The 24,633-nt window shown below is 43.7% G+C and carries 13 protein-coding genes and 1 tRNA gene; 12 read left to right on the forward strand and 2 right to left on the reverse strand.

Annotation, left to right across the window (positions count from 1 at the left end; all coding sequences use genetic code 11):
• Positions 1-8: 8 nt before the first annotated feature.
• Positions 9-890: an MBL fold metallo-hydrolase gene (locus DFP76_RS16700; RefSeq protein WP_113875702.1), complete on the reverse strand. Its 882-nt coding sequence runs from the start codon at positions 888-890 to the stop codon at positions 9-11.
• A 203-nt stretch (positions 891-1,093) separates the two neighbouring features.
• Between DFP76_RS16700 and uvrB the strand changes: the two genes are divergently transcribed.
• The 12 genes from uvrB (at position 1,094) to DFP76_RS16760 (ending at position 24,054) form a co-directional block, all read left to right on the forward strand.
• Positions 1,094-3,118 (forward strand): excinuclease ABC subunit UvrB, encoded by a 2,025-nt coding sequence (gene uvrB / locus DFP76_RS16705; protein ID WP_147084235.1) that lies wholly within the window; start codon positions 1,094-1,096, stop codon positions 3,116-3,118.
• Positions 3,119-3,146: 28 nt separating this feature from the next.
• Entirely contained in the window at positions 3,147-3,335 is a 189-nt protein-coding gene (locus DFP76_RS16710; protein ID WP_013797044.1) for a hypothetical protein, read from the forward strand.
• 83 nt (positions 3,336-3,418) lie between these two features.
• Positions 3,419-3,495 (forward strand) — tRNA-Val (locus DFP76_RS16715).
• A 206-nt stretch (positions 3,496-3,701) separates the two neighbouring features.
• The gene (locus DFP76_RS16720; RefSeq protein WP_113875703.1) at positions 3,702-5,186 is read left to right on the forward strand and encodes a sigma-54 interaction domain-containing protein; all 1,485 of its coding nucleotides are present in this window, start codon (positions 3,702-3,704) and stop codon (positions 5,184-5,186) included.
• A 58-nt stretch (positions 5,187-5,244) separates the two neighbouring features.
• Entirely contained in the window at positions 5,245-8,613 is a 3,369-nt protein-coding gene (locus tag DFP76_RS16725; protein WP_113875713.1) for a type I restriction endonuclease subunit R, read from the forward strand.
• 75 nt (positions 8,614-8,688) lie between these two features.
• The gene (locus DFP76_RS16730; RefSeq protein ID WP_113875704.1) at positions 8,689-10,281 is read left to right on the forward strand and encodes a type I restriction-modification system subunit M; all 1,593 of its coding nucleotides are present in this window, start codon (positions 8,689-8,691) and stop codon (positions 10,279-10,281) included.
• On the forward strand, positions 10,278-11,483 hold the full coding sequence (locus DFP76_RS16735; protein WP_113875705.1) for a restriction endonuclease subunit S: 1,206 nt from the start codon (positions 10,278-10,280) through the stop codon (positions 11,481-11,483). The genes DFP76_RS16730 and DFP76_RS16735 overlap by 4 nt, the downstream gene beginning before the upstream one ends.
• 259 nt (positions 11,484-11,742) lie before the next feature.
• Positions 11,743-12,213, forward strand: coding sequence for a hypothetical protein (locus DFP76_RS16740; protein WP_113875706.1), 471 nt, complete (start codon positions 11,743-11,745; stop codon positions 12,211-12,213).
• A gap of 19 nt (positions 12,214-12,232) precedes the next feature.
• Complete coding sequence (locus tag DFP76_RS16745; protein ID WP_113875707.1) at positions 12,233-15,478, forward strand: STY4851/ECs_5259 family protein; 3,246 nt, start codon at positions 12,233-12,235, stop codon at positions 15,476-15,478.
• Positions 15,479-15,481: 3 nt separating this feature from the next.
• Positions 15,482-21,775 carry a DEAD/DEAH box helicase gene (locus tag DFP76_RS16750; protein ID WP_113875708.1) on the forward strand — a complete coding sequence of 2,098 codons (6,294 nt, stop codon included), beginning with the start codon at positions 15,482-15,484 and terminating at the stop codon, positions 21,773-21,775.
• Between the two features lie 34 nt (positions 21,776-21,809).
• The gene (locus DFP76_RS16755; RefSeq protein ID WP_113875709.1) at positions 21,810-22,877 is read left to right on the forward strand and encodes an endonuclease NucS domain-containing protein; all 1,068 of its coding nucleotides are present in this window, start codon (positions 21,810-21,812) and stop codon (positions 22,875-22,877) included.
• Between the two features lie 433 nt (positions 22,878-23,310).
• On the forward strand, positions 23,311-24,054 hold the full coding sequence (locus DFP76_RS16760; protein ID WP_113875710.1) for a hypothetical protein: 744 nt from the start codon (positions 23,311-23,313) through the stop codon (positions 24,052-24,054).
• Between the two features lie 149 nt (positions 24,055-24,203).
• On the opposite strand, the gene DFP76_RS16765 is transcribed toward DFP76_RS16760, so the two are convergent.
• Positions 24,204-24,386, reverse strand: a complete 183-nt coding sequence (locus DFP76_RS16765) for a hypothetical protein (protein ID WP_113875711.1) — start codon at positions 24,384-24,386, stop codon at positions 24,204-24,206.
• Between the last annotated feature and the right edge of the window lie 247 nt (positions 24,387-24,633).

The raw sequence follows: 24,633 nt of genomic DNA on the forward strand, positions 1-24,633 counted from the left end.
CCTAGTCCTTATTTGAGGTTGATAGGGGTTTTAATATAGCGCACACCATTTTCTTCTTCTGGTGGCAAATGCCCCGCGCGCATATTCACCTGTACACTTGGCCAGATCAGCTTTGGCATGCTGAGTGTGGCATCTTTGGTGTTACGCATTTCACAAAATGCATCTTCAGAAATGCCAGTATGAATGTGTTGATTATGGTTTTTTTGTTCGCCTACTGTGGTTTCCCACGCATATACGTCTCGGTTTGGTGCTTTATAGTCGTGACACATGAAAAGGCGTGTCTCGTCAGGTAGAGCAAAGATTTTTTGGATAGAACGGTACAAGGTATTGGCATTCCCTCCCGGAAAATCACAGCGCGCTGTTCCAAAGTCTGGCATAAACAAGGTATCACCAACAAATGCTGCGTCTGCAATCAGATAAGTCAAACAGGCAGGGGTGTGTCCAGGAGTATGTAGAATGCGAATGTTGTTCTCTCCAAGAGGCAAACTGTCTTGCTCATTTACTAATAAATCGAATTGCGAACCGTCACGACGAAACTCGGCTTCGACATTTAGGATTTTTGAGAAGGTGGCTTGCACTTGAGTAATTTGATCGCCAATGACAATTTTGCCTCCCAAGGTTTTTTGCAGGTAGGGCGCGGCAGAAAGGTGGTCGGCATGAACGTGGGTTTCTAGCAACCAATCGAGTTGAAGCTGGTGTTGTTTTATATAGTCAATGATGGCATCGGCAGATTGAGTGTCTGTGGTGCCGGCTGCATGATCATAGTCCAATACGGAGTCAATAATGACGCATCGCTTAGTGGCTAAGTCCGTGACTACATAAGAGACTGTGAAGGTTGCTTCATCAAAGAAAGCTTCTATTTGAATGTCGGATTGTGTTTTCGTATTCATCGTCATAAACCTCTCTGGGTTATAAGTATATTTCATTATGTTATATATGACCATTAAATTAGTAAAGTCTAATGTAGTGTTGATTTGTGGAAACATCGTGGACTTTGATCTTAATCAATCAAAGTCGGTTAGAGGAAACACCAGACGAGCGAGGGAATTTTTGCTAATCTATCGAATTGATTTTTAAGCTTAGGAACAAAGTCGTGTCGCAAGAGTTTCAAGTTGTCTCATCTTATTCGCCGGCTGGCGATCAGCCAAAAGCCATTGAAAAATTGGTGCAAGGGGTTGAAGCTGGCTTGGCTCACCAGACCTTATTAGGGGTCACCGGTTCCGGTAAAACTTATACCGTGGCGAACGTTATTTCTCAGGTGAAACGTCCGACCATTATCATGGCGCACAACAAAACTTTAGCAGCGCAATTGTACGGAGAGTTTAAAGAATTTTTTCCTCACAACGCCGTCGAGTATTTTGTTTCTTATTATGATTACTATCAGCCAGAAGCGTACGTGGCGGCGTCGGATACCTTTATCGAGAAAGATGCCTCAGTCAACGAACACATAGAACAAATGCGTCTTTCTGCCACCAAGGCGTTATTGGAACGGGAAGACGTTATCATCGTTGCGACCGTGTCGGCGATTTACGGTTTGGGGGATCCTCAATCCTATTTAAAAATGATGTTGCATCTGGATCGTGGTGATCGAATTGATCAGCGTGCGGTACTGCGTCGTTTGGCAGAGCTGCAATACAGTCGTAATGATCTAGTGTTGGAACGTGGCAACTTTCGTGTACGTGGGGATGTTATTGAAGTTTTTCCAGCGGATTCCGAGGACACGGCCATTCGCATTGAATTGTTTGATGACGAAGTCGAGAACTTGTCTTTTATTGATCCTTTGACCAATAAAACTTTGCGCAAAGTACCACGGGTGACGATTTACCCTAAAACTCACTATGTGACGCCGAGAGAAACCATTGAAGGCGCAATCGATCGAATTAAGGTAGAACTGGATCAGCGTCTTGAACAGCTTAAATCTCTGAACAAGTTGGTTGAATTACAACGCCTAGAACAGCGCACGCGTTACGATTTGGAAATGATGCAAGAGCTAGGTTACTGTTCAGGTATCGAAAACTATTCGCGTTATTTGTCTGGCCGAGAAGAAGGCGCGCCACCACCGACCTTGTTTGATTATCTGCCCGCCAATGCCTTGTTGGTTGTGGATGAATCCCACGTCACTGTGTCGCAAATTGGCGCTATGTACAAAGGTGACCGATCTCGTAAAGAAAACTTAGTGGAATACGGCTTCCGTTTGCCATCGGCGTTAGACAACCGACCGATGCGCTTTGAAGAATGGGAGCAGATCAAGCCGCAAACCATCTTTGTGTCCGCGACACCAGGCAAGTACGAAGAAGAACATCAGGATTGGGTAGTCGAGCAAATTGTGCGTCCGACAGGCTTGATTGATCCAGAGTTGGAAGTTCGGCCTGTGTCCACGCAAGTGGATGACTTGTTGTCGGAAATCAACAAACGCACTGTTATTGGCGAGCGAGTGTTGGTCACAACGTTAACCAAACGCATGGCGGAAGATTTAACCGACTACCTAAATGATCACGGGGTTCGTGTCCGTTATTTGCACTCTGATATCGACACCGTAGAGCGGGTTGAGATCATTCGAGATTTACGTCTGGGTGAGTTTGATGTGCTGGTGGGAATCAACTTGCTACGAGAAGGTCTGGATATTCCAGAAGTAAGTCTGGTGGCTATTTTAGATGCGGATAAAGAAGGTTTCTTACGTTCCGAACGTTCTTTGATTCAGACCATTGGTCGAGCGGCGCGTAATGTAAACGGTAAAGCCATTTTATACGCAGATAGAATCACAGGATCTATGGAACGTGCCATCAGTGAGACCGAACGTCGTCGAGAGAAGCAACAGGCTCACAATGCTAAGCACGGTATTACACCGACAGGGATTAATAAATCGGTGGAAGACATCTTAGAAGGCGCGTACAACCCAGGGGCTGGGAAGCGTGGTAATAAGACCAAGAAAGTCGCAGAAACCGCGAAAGAGTACCAAGTGGAAAGCATGGATGACGTGGCACAAGTGCGTAAAGCTATGATCCAGCTGCAAAAAGAAATGATACAAGCATCAGAAGAGCTGAAGTTTGAATTGGCCGCAGGCTATCGTGACCAGATTCGTGTCTTACAGAAAAAACTGAAAGACGTCGGCGAATAGTAACGCATTTACGATCAGAGGTGAGTTGATGGCGATTACCTTGAGAAATTACAACATAGTTCGAGTGATTGATAATGGTGTGATCGTCAACTGCACCGTCATTGAAATGTGTTACGATTTTGCCTTGGTGAAATTTCGGGACAAGAAATACAAGGTGCCGTATCACCTGATTGATGAAGTCATTGGTCACGAATTGCTGGTTCCCCTCGAGGCCTAAAAGCAATTCACGAAAAGACTAAAAAAGTGCACAAGAAAGCTTGTCAAACGTAAAGTGCTGCGTATAATAGCCAACACTTTTTTAGGACTATAGCTCAGTTGGTTAGAGCGCTACCTTGACATGGTAGAGGTCAGCAGTTCGAATCTGCTTAGTCCTACCAGAATTTATGCTTACTCCTCAGTAAGTTACGAAAGCCGAACCCAGTGTTCGGCTTTTTTGTATCTAATTTTGGCCCATTTGTGTCCCAAGTTACTTAAAATTGGTGAAAATGGTGACCTTTACCCTGTTTTTCTGGTGATATACCTAGTAAAAAAACTGTAGTAGTCTTTACTATCATTAGACTGTTGTTTTATAAGGGATGTATTTGTGGCTGAAAAAGTACTTTTTTCATGGATTGGTGAAACAGACTTAAGGGCTGCTTCCTCTGATACGCCATTAGATGCTCCTATATCATCTACGCTATCCAAATGTTCTTTTGATCGCGTTATTCTTCTTTGCTCATATCCTAAAGCCAGAAGCATCCCATACATCGAGTGGCTGAAGCGCAAAACATCTGATGTAATAGAGAGTTATCAAGAAACATTAGTCTCTCCTGTTGATTTTGAGGCTATATTCCATGTTACAGATAAGCATCTAAGCGCTTTTAAAACTATAAACGCTGATATCTCTATTCTATTGAGTCCTGGCACGCCTGCCATGCAAGCTATTTGGATTTTGTTAGGGAAAACGAAGTATTCTGCTCGTTTTTATCAATCCAGCAAAGAACAAGGCGTACAAGAGGTAAAAATACCTTTTGACATTTCTGCTGAATACACACCGCTAGCCACCAAGCTAACCAACACACAACTCACAGAGCTTAGCAATGATGGTGTGAGTTCCAGTGCAGCGTTTGAAAATATTATTACCCAAAACCCAGTAATGCAGCGTTTAAAGCATCAAGCAGAAATTCTTGCTAAGCGTGAAGTACCTGTCTTGATTCAAGGCGAAACAGGGACGGGGAAAGAGTTGTTCGCAAGAGCCATTCACAATGCCAGTGCACGTGCAGACAAGCCGTTTGTGTCCGTGAACTGTGGTGCGTTTCCTACTGAGCTGGTTGATTCCATGCTCTTTGGTCATAAAAGAGGTGCGTTCACAGGAGCAAACAGCGACCACCAAGGCTTTTTCCAACAAGCGAATGGCGGCACCTTATTTTTAGACGAATTTGGTGAGCTAGAGCCTTTTGTTCAAGTTCGATTACTTAGAGCGTTGCAAGAAGGGGAGGTCACTCCAGTTGGCGCAATGAAAAGCCAACACGTTGATGTGCGAGTGATCTGCGCAACTCATAAAGATCTGATGCAAGCAATAAGCGAAGGCACATTTCGAGAAGACTTGTTTTATCGAATCGCCATTGGCGTGCTATCACTGCCTCCTTTGCGAGAGCGGCAGGGTGATATGCTACTGCTTATCGAACAAATGTTAGACGCTCTTATACTGCAAGATTCCTTACTAAAAGGTAAGAAATTTTCCGTAATTGCGAAGAGTGCTTTGCTTAACCACACCTGGCCGGGCAATATTCGAGAGCTAAAATCCACCATATTAAGAGCATCGCTATGGGGTAGTGGTGACATCATCACGGCAGAAGACATACAACAAGCCTTCTTCAAATACCCAGATAAAAACACCAACTTGTTAGAAAAGGACGTCTCTCAAGGTATTGATATTCAAAATATTATTTCGGAAGTGGTCGGTGATTACATACCTAAGGCCCTGCAAGTGGCGCAGGGCAAAAAGGCGAAAGCAGCGGAGCTACTTGGTTTAAATAATCACCAAACACTCGATAACTGGATTAAAAAGCACAACGTAAAATTGTGATGTAACTAAAACTTGGCACATTGCTCGCAATAGCGTTGTTATGGAAAAAATATTATTTATGAAATCACAAAACTTTGAGTTTTTACGCGCTAACAACGAAACCTTAGCGAATCTTGGAGGCTTGGCTGAAGCCGTATTGCATATAGATCCGGGCAGTGCGCTGACTCGCCTACGAGGTTTTGGTGAAGAGTTAACAAAAGCGATTTATCGAGAAGAGCGCCTACCAAGGCTACCAGAATCAACCTTTAATGATCTGGTACGAGATCACACCTTTAAACGTTGCGTGAATGCCTCTTTGGTGTATCAACTTAATCACTTGAGAAGGCAAGGCAATGAAACGGCGCATGGCGGTCAAGGTAACCTCCGCGATGCCAGCATTGCTTTAGGCATTGCTCATGAACTTGCGTCTTATCTTGCGATACGATATTACGACACGAGAAAGCCTGATATTCCTGTGTTCGTCGAGATAAAAAACAACTCAGATGAAGTGGTGAAATTATCTGGTTCGTTGACCAAATACCAAGAAGAGCTGAAAAAGCAGCAATTATTACTGAACGAAGCCATTACAGAGTTAGAAAAAGAACGGACGAAAAACCTCCAATACCTTGATGCGCCGTCTAAGCCAGACCAAGACAAGCGTAAGCAGGCCAGTGATGCCGTTGCAGACACTCTGCAATGGGACGAAGCCAAAACACGCCAATTACTTATTGATACCATGCTGGAACAAGCAGGCTGGCAGGTAAAGAGCCCTGAAAGTGTAGGCATTGAAGTGGAGTTGGCGTTTCCAAATAACCCATCTGGTAAAGGCTATGCCGACTATGTGCTATGGGGAGACAATGGTAAGCCATTGGCGGTAGTCGAAGCCAAGCGCGCGAGTGCGTCAGACCAAGCAGGCCGTGAACAGGCTCGTCTTTACGCTGATGCCCTTGAAAAGCAATACCAACAACGCCCTGTTATCTTTTACACCAACGGCTTTGAAACTTACATTTGGGACGATGCACATTACAATACACCACGTGTTGTATATGGCTTTTACAGCAAAGACAGTCTCGAATATGTGATGTTCCAGCGCCAATATCGCGTTGCCACGTTAGAACAACATAACCCTAACTTAGCGATTGCGGATCGTCTTTACCAAATAGATGCGATTAAATCCGTTGCCAAAACCTTTCAGGAGCAACGAAGAAAGGCACTCATTATTCAAGCCACAGGTACAGGCAAAACCCGTGTTGCTATTGCTCTGGCGGAGTTGTTGCTCACAACAGGCTGGGCGAAGCGTGTTTTGTTTTTATGTGACCGAAAAGAGCTTCGAACCCAAGCGAGCGATGCATTTAAAGTAAACCTACCCAGTGAGCCGCGTTGCGAAATCGGCGAGACCAACAAAATTGATGAAAACGCACGTATTTATGTGTCTACCTACCCGGGGATGATGAACCGTTTTGCTCAGCTTGATGTAGGGTTCTTTGATCTTATTATTGCTGACGAAAGTCACCGTAGTATCTACAACCGTTACCGCGATGTTTTCGACTACTTCGATACCTTGCAAGTGGGTTTAACGGCAACGCCTGTAAAATTCATCAGCCGTAATACATTCGATATGTTCGGTTGTGAAACCACTGACCCAACTTTCGAGTTTGACCTTAAAAAAGCCATTGAACATGAGCCGCCTTACTTAGTGGACTTTAAAGTGCTCGATGCGACGACAGAGTTTTTGCGTGAAGGTATTCACTACAACGACTTGTCAGAAGAACAAAAACGTCAACTAGAAGACGACTTAGGCGTAGACGAGGCCAAAAACGCCACATATGAAGGCAAGGACATTGGTCGTAAAATTTTCAGTGAAAAAACAGACACGGAAATTTTAAAAGGCTTAATGGAAAACGGCATCAAAGACGAAACTCAGTCTTTAGTCGGTAAAACCATTGTCTTTGCGCAGAGCCAAAAACACGCTGATCACTTAGAAAAGCTTTTCTGCAAACTCTACCCTCAATATGGCAATAAAGTATGTAAAGTCATCCACAACAAAGTGCCGCATGTTGAAAGCGTGATTAAAGAGTTCAAAAAAGCCGACAGTGAATTTCGTATCGCCATCTCGGTCGATATGATGGACACAGGCATAGATGTGCCAGAGGTCGTCAACTTGGTGTTCGCGAAAAGCGTGAAATCTTGGGTGAAATTCTGGCAAATGATAGGTCGAGGAACGCGTTTATGCCCCAACTTGTTTGGGCAAGGCCAAGATAAAAAGGAATTCTTGATCTTCGATCATTTCGGTAACTTCGACTTCTTTGAACAAGAGTACAAAGAACCAAATGACTTAGGCAGTAAGTCATTGCTGCAAACCACGTTTGAAAGCCGCGTGGCTCTTGCTGTACAAGCACAAAAATACAACCAAGTTGCAGCCTATGACTTAGCGGTAGACTTGATTAAAGCAGACCTTGCCGACTTGCCAGACAAAAGCATCGCGGTTCGCAAAGAGCTAAGAGCGGTGCTAGAACTGATAGAAACTGACCAACTCAAACAGCTAGATGGCTCGACGCAACATCTACTAGAAAGTAGAATAGCGCCGCTTATGTCGGCAAGGCCTTTAAAAGACAAACATGCGAGCCAATTTGATCGACTTATTGCCACCCTACAATCGAGCATCGTTGAGCAAAGCAGCAGTCTTGAAGATCGCAAGGCGACATTGCTAGAACAAGTCAGCGACCTCGCTGGGACAATACAAGCGGTACGCCAGAAACAGAAGGACATAGATGAGCTGCTAAGCGCGGATTTCTGGCAAGCGCTGAGTGTCGAAAAACTCGATGCATCGCGCAAAAAACTTCGTGGCATTATGAAGTATCGCCGCTCTAAATCCACTGGCACCTTAGATATCGCATTAACGCGTACTCAAGATAGCGCCATGACATATCAAGTACGTGAAGTAGCGCTTTTTGAAAAAGACGAGCTGAGTTTGTACCGTCGAAAAGCCAAAGAAGTGCTTGAGAAAATGGTCGCTATCAACCCGATTTTGCAAAAAATCAAACAACAGCAGCCCGTCGCCGAAAGCGAGCTCAAAAACCTAACCTCAACCATACTCACCGCACACCCAACCGTGAATATGACAGTGTTAAACGAGTTTTACGGTCGCACGGCGGATCAATTACATATTACTTTGCAGGAGCTTATTGGCTTAGACCCTGAAAAAGTCAGCCAGCATTTTGAAGGCTTTGTTCATCGTCACCCGAACTTAACCTCTAAACAAGTACGCTTTATGGACATGCTTAAAGGCTACCTTGCAAATTACGGTTTTATTGAAGTAGAAAAACTGTACGATGAGCCCTTTACCAACGTCGATCACGCAGGGCCAGATGGCGTATTTAAAGAAAGCGACGTAGACGACCTAATTCAAGTACTTAAGCCCTTTATTAGGACGCCGCCTAGCGCATAAAGCGAGCGAACTAAAAAAGGCTAACAAACATAACCACTTCAAAAGTATGCGTTTGAAGACAACAAGAGAGACAAAATGCTAACCGGACCAATCCGCAACGATATTGATAAACTTTGGGAAAAATTCTGGACAGGCGGTATCACCAACCCGTTAACCGTGATCGAACAAATCAGTTATTTGATGTTTGCCCGCATGCTCGATATGCAAGAAGAAGCCGCTGAGCGCAAAGCCAGCCGCACGGGTAAAGCGTTTGATCGACTCTTTCCAGACACCAAAGAAGGCCAATTATTGCGCTGGAAAAACTTCAAAAACCTAGATGGAAAGACGCTACACAAGCATTTAAAAAATGAGGTGTACCCGCACTTTGCACAACTAGGGCAGACTCAGGATGGCGAAGAATCCACCACCACTAAACAAGCATTCGGTAACATTGCCGAATACATGGAAGATGCCGACTTAGAAATTAAAAACGAATCCGTGCTGGTGGCTGCGGTTGAAATGGTCGAAAACCTTCCCCTCACGCAAAGCGATGTAAAAGGGGACATATACGAATACCTGCTTAGCAAACTCACCACCGCAGGCATTAATGGGCAATTCCGTACCCCGCGCCATATCATCGACGCTATGATCGACATAATCGACCCGCAACCGTTTGATACTATATGCGACCCTTCATGCGGTACAGCGGGGTTCTTAGCGCGTTCTATGGAATATCTAAACCGCAAACACTCCAGTCCAGAAGGCACATGGCAAGACGAAGAGGGCAACACCCATTATTCGGGAGACTTACTCGAACCTTACCGCGAACACATCAGCGACGACATGTTCTGGGGCTTTGATTTCGACACCACCATGCTGCGTGTTTCCAGCATGAACATGATGTTGCACGGGGTAAACGGCTCTAATATTCTGTACCAAGATAGCCTAAACAAATCCATTCGTGAGAACTACCCAAAGCAGGAAGAAGATTTCTTTGATGTGATTCTCGCCAACCCGCCTTTTAAAGGCAGCCTAGACGAAACCAACACCAACCCAGAACTGCTAAGCATGGTCAAAACCAAAAAGACCGAGCTGCTTTTTGTGGCGCATATTCTACGAGCACTCAAACTCGGCGGCCGTGCGGCGGTGATTGTACCGGATGGCGTATTGTTTGGCTCCTCCAAAGCCCACCAACAACTGCGTAAAGAGTTAATCGAAAACAACCAACTGGAAGGTATCATCAGTCTACCCAGCGGCGTATTCAAACCCTACGCCGGTGTCAGCACCGCCATCCTATTGTTCACCAAAGGCGGCACGACAGAGCGGGTTTGGTTCTACGACTTACAAGCGGACGGTTACTCCTTAGACGACAAACGCACACCACTAAAAGGCGACAACAGCAACGACCTGCCCGATGCCATTGCCAAATGGAAAGCTTACCGTCAGCTGGTGCTAGACAACGCCATGGCAGAACAGGTCAACGAGCAGTTTGGAGACAAAACCCAAAAAGCCTTTGTCGTCGACGCTGCCGACATCGCCAGTAACAAATACGACCTGTCTATCAACCGCTACAAAGAAGTGGTGTACGAAGAAGAAGTCTACGAAGACCCGAAAGTCATCCTTGGCAAACTCATGGCACTGGAAAACGAGATTATGGCAGACCTGAAAGAACTTGAGGGGATGCTGTGATTAAACTTGGTTGTAATGATAGTTTGCCTAGTGGGTGGGTGTGGGCGAAAGCAAATGATGTAATGGACGTTCGTGATGGGACACACGATTCCCCCAAGGCTCTAGCTACCGGTATTCCACTTGTCACATCAAAAAATTTAGTGAATGGAGAAATTGATTACTCTACTTGTACGTACATCAGTGAAGAGGATCACGAGAGTATTTCTAAACGATCTGCCGTAGATGATGGTGATATTTTATATGCAATGATTGGAACGATTGGAAACCCAGTGATTGTAAGGAAAGACTTCGACTTTTCAATTAAAAATGTTGCGCTGTTTAAGTTTGCGAATTCAGATTTATGTAATAGATACATTTACCATTACTTAAATTGTGGTTTAGCTAAGCAGCAGTTTCAAAGCAACTCTCGTGGCGGTACGCAGAAGTTCGTTTCATTAGGAAATATAAGGGAGCTGATGATCCCCCTCCCACCCTTAGAAGAACAAAAACGCATTGCCGCCATCCTTGATAAAGCCGACGCCATACGCCGCAAACGCCAACAAGCCATCGACCTCGCCGATGAATTCCTCCGCTCAGTATTCTTAGACATGTTTGGTGATCCCGTGACGAATCCTAAGGGGTGGGAGGTTAAGAGTGTAGAAGAGGTGTCACTTAAAGTAACGGACGGAGTTCATGCTAAACCAAACTATGCTGATTCAGGAATTCCTTTTATCTCGGTTAAGAATATTATTGGTGGGCGTATTAGCTTTGACGATACAAAATTTATTTCACTCGAAGATCACATTAAATATTCAAAAAGATGTAATGTAGAAAAAAGAGATATTGTTTATACGAAAGTGGGAGCGACTTATGGTCGAGCTGCACTTGTAGAGACTGATACAGAATTTAGTTTATACGTTAGTGTTGCGCTTATTAAACCTAACCACAATTTAATTGATGCTAGATTCTTAACTGAAGTAATGAATTCATCCTCTGTTAAGCGACAGGCTGATCGCTCTATAAAAGGTGCAGGAGTGCCGGATTTACACCTAGTTGAAATTAAAAGCTTTTTGATTCCAGTGCCTGATCTAAATACTCAGCGGGGCTTCGTGTCAAAAGTTAATGGCATATATAAAAAGGTTGAAAGATATAAAAAAACTCTGTTTAAGCTTGATGAGCTTTTCAATTCGTTAAGCCAAAAAGCTTTTTCAGGCCAGTTATAGGAATAAAGCAATGGATTGGCAGCGAGACTTTCACTGGACGAATTAGCAATATTGAAACCGTCAAGGTGCTGGCTGCCTCGGCGGTTTTTGTTTTTTGGAAGGTAAGAGCGGCTAGGGAAATAAAGGTAAATAAACTTACTAGAAAGTAGTTTTTATTACGGTTTGAATTTTTGGTTTTATTTTAAGTTATTGAAAAATATATAAAAATAAAGTTGGCATAGCTTTCGCTATCTCTCTTGAAACAGTAAAGGAGAGATAGATGAAAAAGATGTGTTCAATAGTCATGGTGTTTGCCGCAATGATTCCGTTTTTAGGCTTTGGTGTGTTGAGTTATTACCCAAGCCTTGAAGAAGCCTCGTACTTTTCTACCACCTTTGGTATTGGTGCGAGTTTGTTTTCGGGTGCGGCATTGGGCTTGGCAATTTATTCGTTTGTGCTGCAACAGAAGCAAAACGACCAGTTTGAACACGCCACACTCAAAGCAATGGCTGGGCAAATGGAGGCGTTGGAGCTGCTAAAAAGCGCCATCGACGAGCAAGCCTCCACCGCCAAAGTGACGGCACTGAATACCTTGATCGCGATGGACGAACGCCGCCTAAAAGACCTAAAAGAATGGGGTAGAAACCTCGGCGACGAAAACCGCTATGCTGGTGGCATCCGCAAAGCACAGAATCGAATAAATGAACACAGAGCAAAAATCGAAACCATCAGTGATTCGATAGAAGGTTAAGGAAGAAAGGACAAGACCTATGATACTACGCCAAAGTGCGATTAATGATTGGCTCCAAACGTTATTGCGTAAACGCAATGTTGATGCGCCAACAGGTAACCCGTTATATTCCTATCAATTAAATGAAACAGAGTTTTTTACCTTAAATAGCTTGTTAAAGCAGTCGTCTTACTCTCTTCAACATTCTAAAGATACGGGGTGGTGCGCTGCCTTTTGTTTGTATGGTGCAGAATGGTATCGCCGACAGTATATTTCTGGCTGGAGCTGGTTGGAAATCTTCGCTGGTTTGGGATATGAGATAGACCCAAATAAACGTCCAGATGTGGTGGAAAAAGGTTTAGCGTTTTGGAAACGAAGCGTGAGCCAATACGAGAATGGCCAAAAAAGCTACTTGGGTACCGTATTCAGTGAGGGTGGTGTGCCGTTTGCCTTATTGGCCAGCGAAGGCAGTCGGTTTCAACAAATGTTTAAGCGCCTATTGATAGACTATGACCATGCCAAGGCACTTGGGGTATCAACTATTCCCTATATTCAACAACAATTAAAAAACATGGCCAATGCATTCCAGCAAGAAACAACGGTGTCTTTGTTGGATCGAATGGTCTCTGAGCTGTATAAGGTGATTGATGGTTTTTCGCTAGAAACGCAGGATCACCCCGTTGCTTATCTGGATAGAGAATACCCAAATTGGCGCTTGAATTTCCCAATACCTTTAGACAACACGACGGGCGAGGAGCTTTTATCTGGCCTTTTGAAGTCGGCGGCGAGCCACCGAAAAGCAACCAAAGAACAAGGTAAGCGAATCCAAGTGATGCAGTGGTTAGCAAATACTGACGCTCTGCAACTTTCCACTCGTATCGAGCTCGCTAAAACCTTTAGTATCGAATACGGGAGGGGGCATTTTAGTAGCCCTATGGTTGAGGTGCTTATTTGTGAAGGCAAACAGCCCGTTGTTCGCTTAGGTTTGGTTCGAGTCGAGCTGAATGAAAAAGCGTCGAAGGTACATTTAACAAGAACACGTGCGGAGTTCTCTAGAGGACAATTAGAAGCCCCTCTTAGTATTGTACTTATGCAAGGTGGTAACGAGTGTTATCGTGAGGTATTGCCAAACACTGCACTAATGTTGTCAGAGATGCCTTTGGTGTTCGAAAAACGTGAGGATAGACATGTTTTTGTTGGACAGGGAAGTGTGAGCAAAAAGGCACCTTCTTTGTGGGTTTTAATGTCAAACGCCTTTCAGGTTTTACCATCAGAGGAAATGGCTGAGATCCGTGAAAGAGCTAATAAAGACGATTATTGTTTTTTAGAGTTCGTTGGCGAGCTGGCGGTTCACCAGCAAGCAGAGGAAGACAGCGATGAATTTGTCGTATCGACAAAAGCAGACCAATTTTCAAAGGAGTTGTTGGAAATAAAAGGGGAGGAGTTCGAGATTGAGTCAAACTTGGGATACCCAGTTTATAAGGGATTTCCATGGGTTTCGTGTCTCTATCCTGAGTCTAAAATTTATATTGGTAACCAGAAAATAGAGCAGTTACAGCATCTTTCGGGCTTTTTTGGCCGTCAAGTGCTTAAAGTGAAAGCCGCGGGTAAAACTCTGTATCGTAAAAAAATTGCGATTCTACCCAAGAGTTTTTCTCTTCAGATCAGAGCAGGTAAGACGGCCAATCAAGGTTTTGTTCATGTGTCGTGTGAGCAGCGTATTACTTCTGCGATTCAATCTGATGTGAGCGTTAAGTCGCACAAAACAGACAATGGCAAGGTATTCGAACTGGTTTGTGACGGCACGTCTCCTTCTAACGTTGACGTTGAGGTACGTGCCAATTTATTAGCAGAACCGATTGTGTTTCGAGTGCCGTTTCCAGCGAAAGGGGCGCTACTGTTTGATGCACATAACAAAGTATTGCCGAGAAAGTTGGTCATTGATCAGTTGTTAGGCGCTCGCGCCATGTTATTTGCTGAGCCTGATTCAAACAATACGTGCTATAACATTGAGTTGAATGCGCTGTCATCATCTCGCCACTCTGTTCAGGAAAACTATTCTTACCGCGTTAGCGATGCTTACCAAGAAGTGAGCTTGTATGAGTTTCGCCATAAGATAAAAGCGCTTTTGGCAGCTTCTGATGCGCTAGACGCTGTGGTTCGTATGGTGGTGAGTAGCCCTAGTTGCGACTCCAAACAGTATGAAATTGGGCGCTATTCAGTCTCACCTCAGAAAGAAGGGCAATTGCTGGCGTTTAATGAACGTGATGTGAAAGATTTCGCTGATTTGAAGGTTGAGTTGATCAATTTGTCTGATCCAAATGAAAAGCCTCGCCCTGTTTTGCAGCGCTCATCTGGCGGTGCGCCAATTGGTAAATTTGAGTTGCCAAGTCATCTGGATTCTCCCTATCTTGCTGTGCCGTCTGAAGATTCGACGATCTCTTTTCGGGCTATATTTATCCCAGCTACTCATTCTGTGTTGAATACCAATCAAGCTAAGTCTTTAAGTAAAGCGGTGGCGGAGTTTCATCCCAAAGCTAACCCAAGAGCCTTTGATTTTGTGTTGAATGACATGGCGCGGGATTTAACTCATTCGAGTTGGTCTTATCTCGATGCCTTGTTTGGTCAATTTACTCACCTTCCTATGGTGACGTTCGAAGTTTGGAAAGCGCTAGCTAAGCATCCTTCTTGCCTAGCTGCTTATGTGTTTGCAACGAAGCATGATGTACAAGAGGTAATGCAGTCGATGCAGATTGAGCTGAACGTGTTGTGGGAGCTATTGCCAGCTTCTGCATGGCAAAGAGCGGAAGGTTGTTATCGGGAGTATTTGACGGTTAAGGGGTGTCCTGAGGAGTTCTTGGGCAAACGGGTGAGTAACAAGAAAAACAGCATTGCTCGTTTTCTTGGCCTTTCTGATTTATTTGATGTCTCTGCTAAAAAAGGGCCGATGTACTTTACCTTGATTGAAATGTGGCGTGCTGATCTGCTTCGCCATAAAAGTGACGATGGGGTTGTGTGGCCCGAGCACTATGCCATGGCGCTAGAGCAGTGGATTAGCCACAGAGAACCTAATCTCTTGTGTTTTGATATTCCTAGTCGGTTTCAGGTAGCGGTGGTGCTGTTTCCTATTGTGGCCGCTGCGATAGTGGCGGGTCGAACCACATGGAAAGACGTACTAGGTACCGTAGAGTTAGATAATGTTTTAGTTCGGCAGTTAATGGATTTTGATCGTGCATGGTTTGAATCGGTTTTCCAGTGCTGTCTATGTGTGTATTCAGAGGAATAAGCAATGAAAAGGTATTTTTCAACCTTAAAACAACAAGCCAACACCCGTGCAAAAGAAGCAACGTTAGGCGTACTAGGTATTAACAATACACACTTGCGAGCACACCTAAATGAGTTAATAGAGGGAAGTGAGCCCTTTGTTACTGGTCCCGTCTTTGAGCAAATGTTTGGCTGGGAAACCCATCCGAGAAAAATGTCGGATATGCCGATGTTATCTACAGCCGTGATTGACGCGCTGGATCACGAAAAAAATGGTCGCTATGAGTTTAAAAAGCATTGGCAGCCTTTTAAGCATCAGTATCAAGCTTGGTCGGACTTGTTAGACTCTCAACCGAAATCAAGAATCATAACCAGTGGTACCGGGTCGGGTAAAACGGAATGTTTTATGGTACCTGTACTTGAAGACCTTTACCGCGAAACAAGCAAAACAGATGACCATTTAACTGGTGTTCGTGCGATCTTTTTATATCCGCTTAATGCCTTGATTAACTCTCAGCGTGAGCGATTGAATGCTTGGACACAACACTTTGAAGGGGATATTCGTTTCTGTCTTTATAACGGTAAAACGCCCGAAAAGGTAACGGGTAAAGAGTGGCAGAATCAAAAAGATAACCCTCAAGATGTAATGAGCCGTGAGGGGATGCGCAATGATCCAGCCCCCATTCTAGTCACCAATGGCACCATGCTCGAATACATGCTGATTCGCCAAACGGACGCGCCGATTATTGAACAATCGAAAGGCAAATTGCGTTGGATTGTCTTGGATGAAGCGCACACTTATATGGGGTCTCAAGCCGCAGAGCTGGCCTTGCAATTACGCCGTGTGATGCAAGCGTTTGAAGTAAAGCCCGAAGACATTCGTTTTGTGGCTACCTCGGCGACCATTGCGGGAACTGAAGCAGAACAGAGTTTAAAAGAGTATTTAGCAAACCTTGCAAATATATCGGTTGATCAAGTAGAGGTGATTGGTGGTAAGCGAGTGGTTCCTCCTTTGGAGGACGTTGGCTTCAAGCATTTGTCTTTAGAAGACATTGAGGAGATTGAATCTGAGGGGCAAATCTCACCGAAAAAATCAGATAAACCTGACCCCGAGGTGTCTGAGTTGAGGTATGCCGCGCTGCAACAATCTCAAATTGCTGTGGCAATTCGCAATGCGATGACTTCTGAAGGGGCGACGCCTAAGCTAGTTGATGAGTTGCTGGATATTTTATCGCCATTTAAGTTAACAGAAGACAGATTGTTTCGTTGGTTAGATGTGTGTACAGGAACAAAACCGCACGCTTATGCAGAGGCTTTTCTTAAGCTGAGAGCGCATTATTTTCAACGCACTCTGAATGGCTTGTGGTCTTGTGTAAACCCTAATTGTACACACAAAGAACATTCTAAACTGGATGGTCAATGGCCCTTCGGCTATGTCTATAGTCAGCAGAGACCTCACTGTGAATGTGGCGCATCCGTGCTTGAAATTGCTTTTTGTGGTGAGTGTAATGAGCCTCATTTACTTGGTGCTTATGATACAAACGGGCGCTTAGTTCCTTGGGTTAATCGCTCGGTCGATGATTTCTCGCTAATAGAAGGAGAAAGGGAAAACGAAGACAGTGAAGATGAAGTGATTGTAACCAACGACAATGCCTTGTCAGACCGTATTGTGATGGGAGTTCGGGCTTCTGATGAACAGGGTTATCACAGTGTACCCTTTACAAAAGATGGCAAAGTAGCAACGAATGAAAGCGACTTTTCTCTATTTGTAAATGCCGATGCTTCTGAGTGTTCTGTCTGCGGGTTTAGTGGCCGAGGTAAGCATGGCGAAGCATTTCGTCGAGGTTTGCTGGGAGGTCCATTCTATACTACCAACGCGGTGCCAACTATTTTAGAGTATTGTCCAGATTACGAACCAGGCGAAGAAGAGAAGAAATCTAAGTCGAAATCGAAAGGGGTAGCTTCTCTTCCAGCACGAGGCCGACGCCTTATAACTTTCACTGATAGCCGACAAGGTACTGCGAAAGTCTCTGTCAATATGCAGCAAGACGCTGAACGGTCTTTATTGCGCGGCCTTGCTGTGATGGAGCTTAAGAAATATATCAGTCGACAAGTTAACGCTGATCCTATGCTACTTGAAAAAGTGAGTGATTATGCCTCTATGCCAGCGGATAAATTACGCAGCTATGCCAAGTTTCTTGAATTCGAAAGCCCTGAAGAAGCAAAGCTTATTTTAGAGTATCTTGCTTGTTTGGAAGAAGGAGAGGTTGAAACGCCTGATCCGATAACCTGGCGTGATCTAGTCAACTTTATAAGATCTGATGAACATGTTGCCCATTCAATGCTCTGGGAAAACAGATACTTGGCACCAGAAGTGTTTGAGCATGAAGGGCCAGGTAAACTAGCCGCCATGATCTTAACTCGTGAAATGGCCCGTCGACCTAAGCATCGAAACAATTTAGAGACTCAAGGGCTGGTTAGATTTGTCTATCCGCATATTGAGCAGGAAACTAACGTACCAGAGCATTGGGAGAAATACGGTCATACGCTTCAAGATTGGAAAGATTTTTTGATTGTATGCATGAACTTCCATATTAGAGAAAACTCCTTTGTACATATTGATGAAGAGTGGTCGAAATGGATTGGTATGCATTTTTATCCGAAGTTCTTGATGAGTTCTGCTTCCAAAGACGATGAGGATAGTCGAGTAAAACGCTGGCCAAAGGCAAAGTCAAAAACACAAAGACAAGCGCGATTAGCTTCATTGCTTGCCAAAGGTAGTCAACTCGATCCAACGGATAAGGTCGCTGAGGATATTATTAATGATTGGCTAGAAGTGGCTTGGCACTTTTTGGTGAAAAGCCAAACTCTGTCCGAGTTTGCCAATAAGCAATATAAACTTCGACTTGAAACGGTCAGTTTTTCGTTAATGACTCATGCGTACATTTGTCCGATTACTCACAAGTTAATTGATACTGTATTCAAAGGCTTATCACCCTATATGCCATGGAATATGGAAGTAGAAAAAGCGCGATGTGAGAAAGTGGGTCTTCCTGAGATTTGGAAATTAGCATCGTCTGATGACAGTAGTCGATATGTTGAAGATATTCGTGAGAGTGTGGCACTTAACGATAGTATTAAAACGTTGCGACAACAAAACCTATGGACAGACATTAATGACCGTGTTGTCGAGGGCGGGTTTTATTACACTACAGCGGAACACTCTGCTCAGCAAGATTCAAAACGGTTAGAACGTTATGAAGAGTTATTTAAGAAAGGTGAAAAGAACGTTTTAAACTGCTCGACGACAATGGAAATGGGGGTCGACATTGGTGGTATATCTGCGGTGGTGATGAACAATGTGCCTCCTCATCCAGCAAATTATCTTCAACGCGCTGGTCGCGCTGGTCGCTCAAAAGAAGCCAGAGCACTTGGCTTTACGTTGTGTAAACATAACCCCCATGATCAATTTGTTTTTAACAACCCTAAGTGGCCGTTTGTGACGCAAATTCCTGCACCTAAAGTGGAGTTTAGCTCTGGTAAAATTGTACAGCGTCATGTGAATGCTTACCTATTAGGTTTCTTCCTTCGTGAGATTGTAGGTTCTACGACTAAAGAGAAGTTTAATCTTAGTTTAGAGTGGTTTTATCTTGCAGGAACTGAATCAAAATCGATTTATGAGCGCTTTAAAGATTGGTTAATGAGCGAAGCCGCTGACCTTAAACATTCTTTAGAGTTACTGGTTCGAGGGACTCAGTTATCTCTGTATAGTGTCCATCAACTTTGTGAATCGACGCAAAAGACAGTTGAGCAGATTGCTCAACGTTGGTTGAAAGAGTATCGCTATCTTAATAGTGAGCTGTCGACAGCAGATAGTGAAAGTCCATATTCCTATAAATTGAATGGGGATTTAGCCCGTCTATGTAAAGAATATCTGTTGCGAGATTTAGCTTGTCGTGGCTTTTTACCAGGGCATGGTTTTCCTACCGATGTGGTTAATCTTAACGTAAATAACTATGAAGATTATAAGCGGAAAGGTAAATATAAAGAGTCAAAGAAAAAGAACGATGATCATAGTGCTGTATCGTTTGAGCGCGAGGATAATGTGTCTGTAAATCGCGGTATGCCTAGTCGTAACCTTGCGGTTGCGATTCGAGAGTTTGCACCAGGCTCAGAAGTGGTGTTGGATGGTAGGGTACATCTTTCCGCCGGTATTTCTCTTGGTTGGCAAAAAGCGCATGTTCAGGGGGGAACAGAAACGCAAAAGTTCGATTTGGCGTGGCGATGCTCCTCGTGCGGACAGCAAGGCTATGAGACAGACTTGAGTGAGCAGAAAGGCTTGAAATGCAGCAATCCTTCTTGTGGGAAGCCGATTAAAGTAAAGAATCAAAGAAAGGTATTGCAACCTTCCGGTTTTGTTGTCGATTTTTATCGACCTCCTTCGAATAATATTGCTCATACAACCTTTGTTCCTGTTCAGAAACCTTGGGTAATGGGTAAGGGAGAAAGTACATTACTCCCAAATTCTAATTTAGGTTTTATGGCGTCTGATACACAAGGGCATGTCTTTCATCATAGTTCTGGCTTGAACGGTGAAGGTTATGCGGTTTGTCTTGGTTGTGGCAAAACTGAATCCATGACTGCAACGGGAGAATACCCGAAAAAGCTAGACCCAAAAGGGGCGCATAGGCCGCCTATGCCAAGTAAGTATCAGTCTGGGCCAAAAGATGACCCTACTTGTGATGCTGCTAAACAAATTTTATCGAATGTGCATTTGGGCTATAACGCGACCACAGATGTTTTTGAATTAACTCTTCGTAATCCTATTAACGGAGAGTATTTGGTTGATGAAAGTATTGTGCTTACTCTTGCGGTCGCATTGCGTGAAGCTTTGGTAAAGCTGCTTGGCATTTCTTCAAGCGAAGTCGGTTATAGCACTCGTGAAGTTATTGTAGGTGAAGGGCAAAAGGCGATAGCGATTCAGCTTTTTGACATGATCGGAGGAGGTGCTGGATTTGCAACGTCAGCTCCTCATCAAATTGCCAGACTTTTATCTAAGATGAACGAAGTTTTGAAGTGTGCGGAAGAGTGCGATCGTTACTGTCACTCTTGTTTACTTGAATCCGACTCGCGCCACGACGTGGATAAACTAAATCGTCAGAATGCTTTGCAATGGCTCGATGATTTTGGTTTTTCTGATTATCTAGAATTGTCGCCTCAATATGCGCATATGTTTGGAAAGGCTCATAACGCTGAATATAACCCTTTTACCATCCGAGAAAAGTTAGCCGAATTGCAACGTCATAAACCTAAAGCCTTTCGCTTTTTCTTCTCTGGCGATCCCGATGAATGGGACACTAGTATTGGTTTTATGAAGAAGCTGTTCCATACGCTTCTAGCAGATGAGATTGATGTCATTGTGATGATATCTGATGGCGAAAGGGCTTCTGAAGTGACTGAGTTTTTAGCGCAATTGTCCGTTATTGGCGCGAAAGTGGAAATAACGAAGACCGATCTCCCAATTGTATTTCAAGCGGTGCTAGATGATGGCTGTCAGACTTTAGGCTGTTTAGATGTGCTCTCAAGGCAGCCAGGTGAGATGTGGTTGAAGAGTGACGATACTTCGGTTAAATCCACGTCTGTGCCACAAGTATTGGGCGCGAAACTTGAATTGGTTAATCATTTCTCCAGCTCGGGTTCGGTTGAAGTGTCGATATCACGACAGCTTAATGGACCATTAAAAGGTTTTGGACAGCGTTTTGTTCATATGCTGAGAAGCAAAGATGATGGACTTGCTAATCTGTTAAACAATGACCGTTTAGTCTCTCTCCACTATACAGATCGTTATCTACAGAGCCCATCTAGTATGCTTATGTTAGGTGAGGTGATATCTGCTTTGGCGACTAAAGAATGTCATGTAAATATATTGACGTGCTATGACAGAAATAAAGTAGATAATGGAAGGTTTGTTTTTCACGATTGGTCTATAGAAAACGACTATAAAACCATTTTTAATGCTTGGCTTGATTCCATGGGCGCTTCAGAGACTCAGGTTGATTATAAAGATAAGAGGCTTGTTCCGCATAGACGCTGTATAGATTTGCTTTTCGAATCTGGTCAAAAAGCACAAATTACGCTTGATCAAGGATTGGGCTATTGGCGTCTTAATCTCCAAAATGGATTACATAGGTTTTTCTTTGAAAATTCCATTCCAGAACAAATTAATCGAATCGGCGAGTGTTATCGCTCGGCAAAAATTGAAAACAGTGCTGATTGGAACACTTGGTTTGCAGTGTTTATCAATGATAAAACGCATTAAGGTTATGTCTAAGCACTGGTAAAAGAGAATAAACATGGCAGTACAACACGGAATTTGGAAGATAGGCGAGAAGCCAAAAGCCGTTCAGAAAGCGGCGCTGGTGAACGAAAAAGAGTTAGAAGAACTGATTGCTCAGGACATAACCATTCTGAATGAGGAATGGTTGTTGATTGGTCGTCAGGTGTTGACCGATTACGGTAAATACATCGATTTATTGGCGATTGATCGCGAAGGCGCGTTGATTATTATCGAGCTGAAAAAGCATAAAACCTCCCGCGAAGTGGTCGCGCAGGTGATTGATTATGCGTCTTGGGTGGAAACGCTTTCGAGCGATAAAATCAGTTCGATTTACGCTGATTTCGTTAAAAAGTATGGTGATTCTAGCCTGTCGTTTGATACGGTTTTTAAAGCGAAGTTTGGCGATTCGTTGGTGGAAGAAGAGCTCAATAAAAAGCACCAAATGGTGGTGGTCGCGTCGGAGTTGGACGCCAGTACTGAACGCATTATTTCCTACCTCAATGATAAAACCCTTGTGCCGATTAACGCTGTTTTCTTTTCTGTGTTTCAGGACGGAGAGAGTCGTTATCTAAGCCGTGCATGGATGATAGACCCAGAAGAAACTGAAGAAAAAGCCACGAACAGCGGCCAAAAAGGCGACTGGAATGGCGAATTTTATTGTAGCTTTGGAGCGGGAGAAGGGGGTAGGAGTTGGGACGACGCGCTCAAATATGGCTTTATTTCTGCGGGTGCTGGGCATTGGTACAGCAAGACGTTGTCCATGTTGAAACCCGGCGACCGTGTTTGGGTGAATATCCCTAAGACGGGGTATGTCGGTGTCGCAACGGTTACTGGTAAACGGATCATTGCAGATGAATTCATTACCTCAGATATGTCGCTGGTGGGAACTTACAGACTGGAACAAGAACACGGAGAAGAAAAAGCTGAGTTCTTCGTGCCAGTTGAGTGGCTATGTTCCGTTAAATCCACTGAGCAAGCCGTCAATGAAATCGGTCTGTTTGGTAATCAAAACACCGTTGCTAGACCGCGTTCTAGCAAGTGGGAGCATACCGTGGCTAGGTTAAAGCAGATTTGGGCTGTTTAATGCTTTCGGTATTAGATGGATAAAGCCATAAGTACATAGATGCTATAGAGAAACCGCTTTGGTTATTAGAACCTTAGCGGTTTCGTTTTTTGTAAGGGGTAACTAACGGTAAAAAGTAATATTTCTTACTTAAAAGTAATTTTATATACGAATTATATTTTTATTATTTTTGTAACTCATTGAAAAATATATAAAATAAAGTTGGCATGGCTTTCGCTAAAGGAGATCGATCTCTTTCAAGTATTTCTGTGAAAGAGACGTTTAATCTAATAATGGAGAATGTATATAGATGACTGTTGAGCAAACTGAAACCCCAGTAAAAGAAAGCTAACAAGAAAACTCTAAAACCGAAAAGAAGCCGGTTTTTACTTGGGGGTTCTTTTTAAAAATAAATGCGTGCTTAATTGCGGTTGTTGCCATATTTGGTGTTGCTGTGCAAAAAGGCATGTTGGACACGATGGGGCTCAACGATGTGGCCGCGAATTACGAGTTAAAGGAAGTGTATTATTTTGCAGTGATTGGGTTTGTAGAGCCATTGAATCGTTTGATTTCATCAGGCTGGCTCGCGCCATGGGATCTGATCCTATTGATGACGATAATATTTGCGCTTGCTGGTGCTGTGCTGCATCTTGGATTGTGCGATTCCAAAAAAAGTGAGATGGTAGAGCAGAGTTCCAAGTGGGTCGAAAACGTCTTTAAAAAGATATTTGATTCAGCCACAAAAACGGTAATGTTAGCCAGTGTGGTTGGCGCTACTGTGGGAAGTGTTTCAACAGCCATTACCAAACTTGTTTTGCTTATACCTATCATAGTTATTCTTTTGCCTGCTATGGCGGGTTATTCCAATGGTTCATTCCTAGCTAATAAAATGATTGAAGAATATCAGCCCTGTACAGTCCCTGAATTTGATAAAGCGTATTCCACTAAAGAGAAAGTGGCTTTATGTCGGAAACACTCTATAAAAGGCAATGTGATTTGGGGTAAACGAGTGATGGATACGGGCAATGCCTATGTAATCATGAAAGACCACTCGTTTTATTATGTCTCTAAAAAAGGCGACGATTGCATCCAAGAGCCTTTTGTCTTTAAAAATGAGAAAGGAGAGGGCGTGGTCTCTTTTAAGTCTAGTGAAGATGTCGAGAAAGCGTGTTTTTCTGTAGCGAAAAAGAGCGGTTAGTTAGTTGAGTTGCCGTTACGCTGGAGGTATTTCAGAAATAACAGGCAACCTCTTAATTGGAATAGGTGCTTAAAGTTCAACTCGTTCCCATGCACTGCGTGGGAACGAGTCCAAATAGGGGGCTGGCGTTGGTTTGTAGCCCATGGCTCTTATAGCATTTTATCAGCACGTGGATAATTTGGATGGGTGGTTAAGCTGAAAGTAGGGCGTGCTGTACTAGATTGATAGCTTTCAGCAAAATGTAGAACATTACGACCGTTTTTTGTACCTGCCAAATACCCCACTAGATAGCTATGCAACGTCAACTTAAGAACATTAATTTCTGTTGTCATTTTCGTCTCCATCTTCTAGTAATCCTTTCCATGGGTCATCCGATAGTTTTTTTTGTTCAGCAGAATGGTAATCCCCCCGAAATTAACAGCAGCAAAAAGTAAGAAGATACGTAGAAATGCCAAAGAAAAGTAATCGTGGTGTTTAGTAGAGTTGTAATCCCCCCAAAAAATGATTGGGGTTTTAAGTAGAGAGTTTTATGATCAATGCATCAGGAGCGATCTATGAAGAAGTCACGTTTTACCGAAA

It is taken from the genome of Marinomonas aquiplantarum (assembly GCF_003314975.1).
GTDB lineage: Bacteria > Pseudomonadota > Gammaproteobacteria > Pseudomonadales > Marinomonadaceae > Marinomonas > Marinomonas aquiplantarum.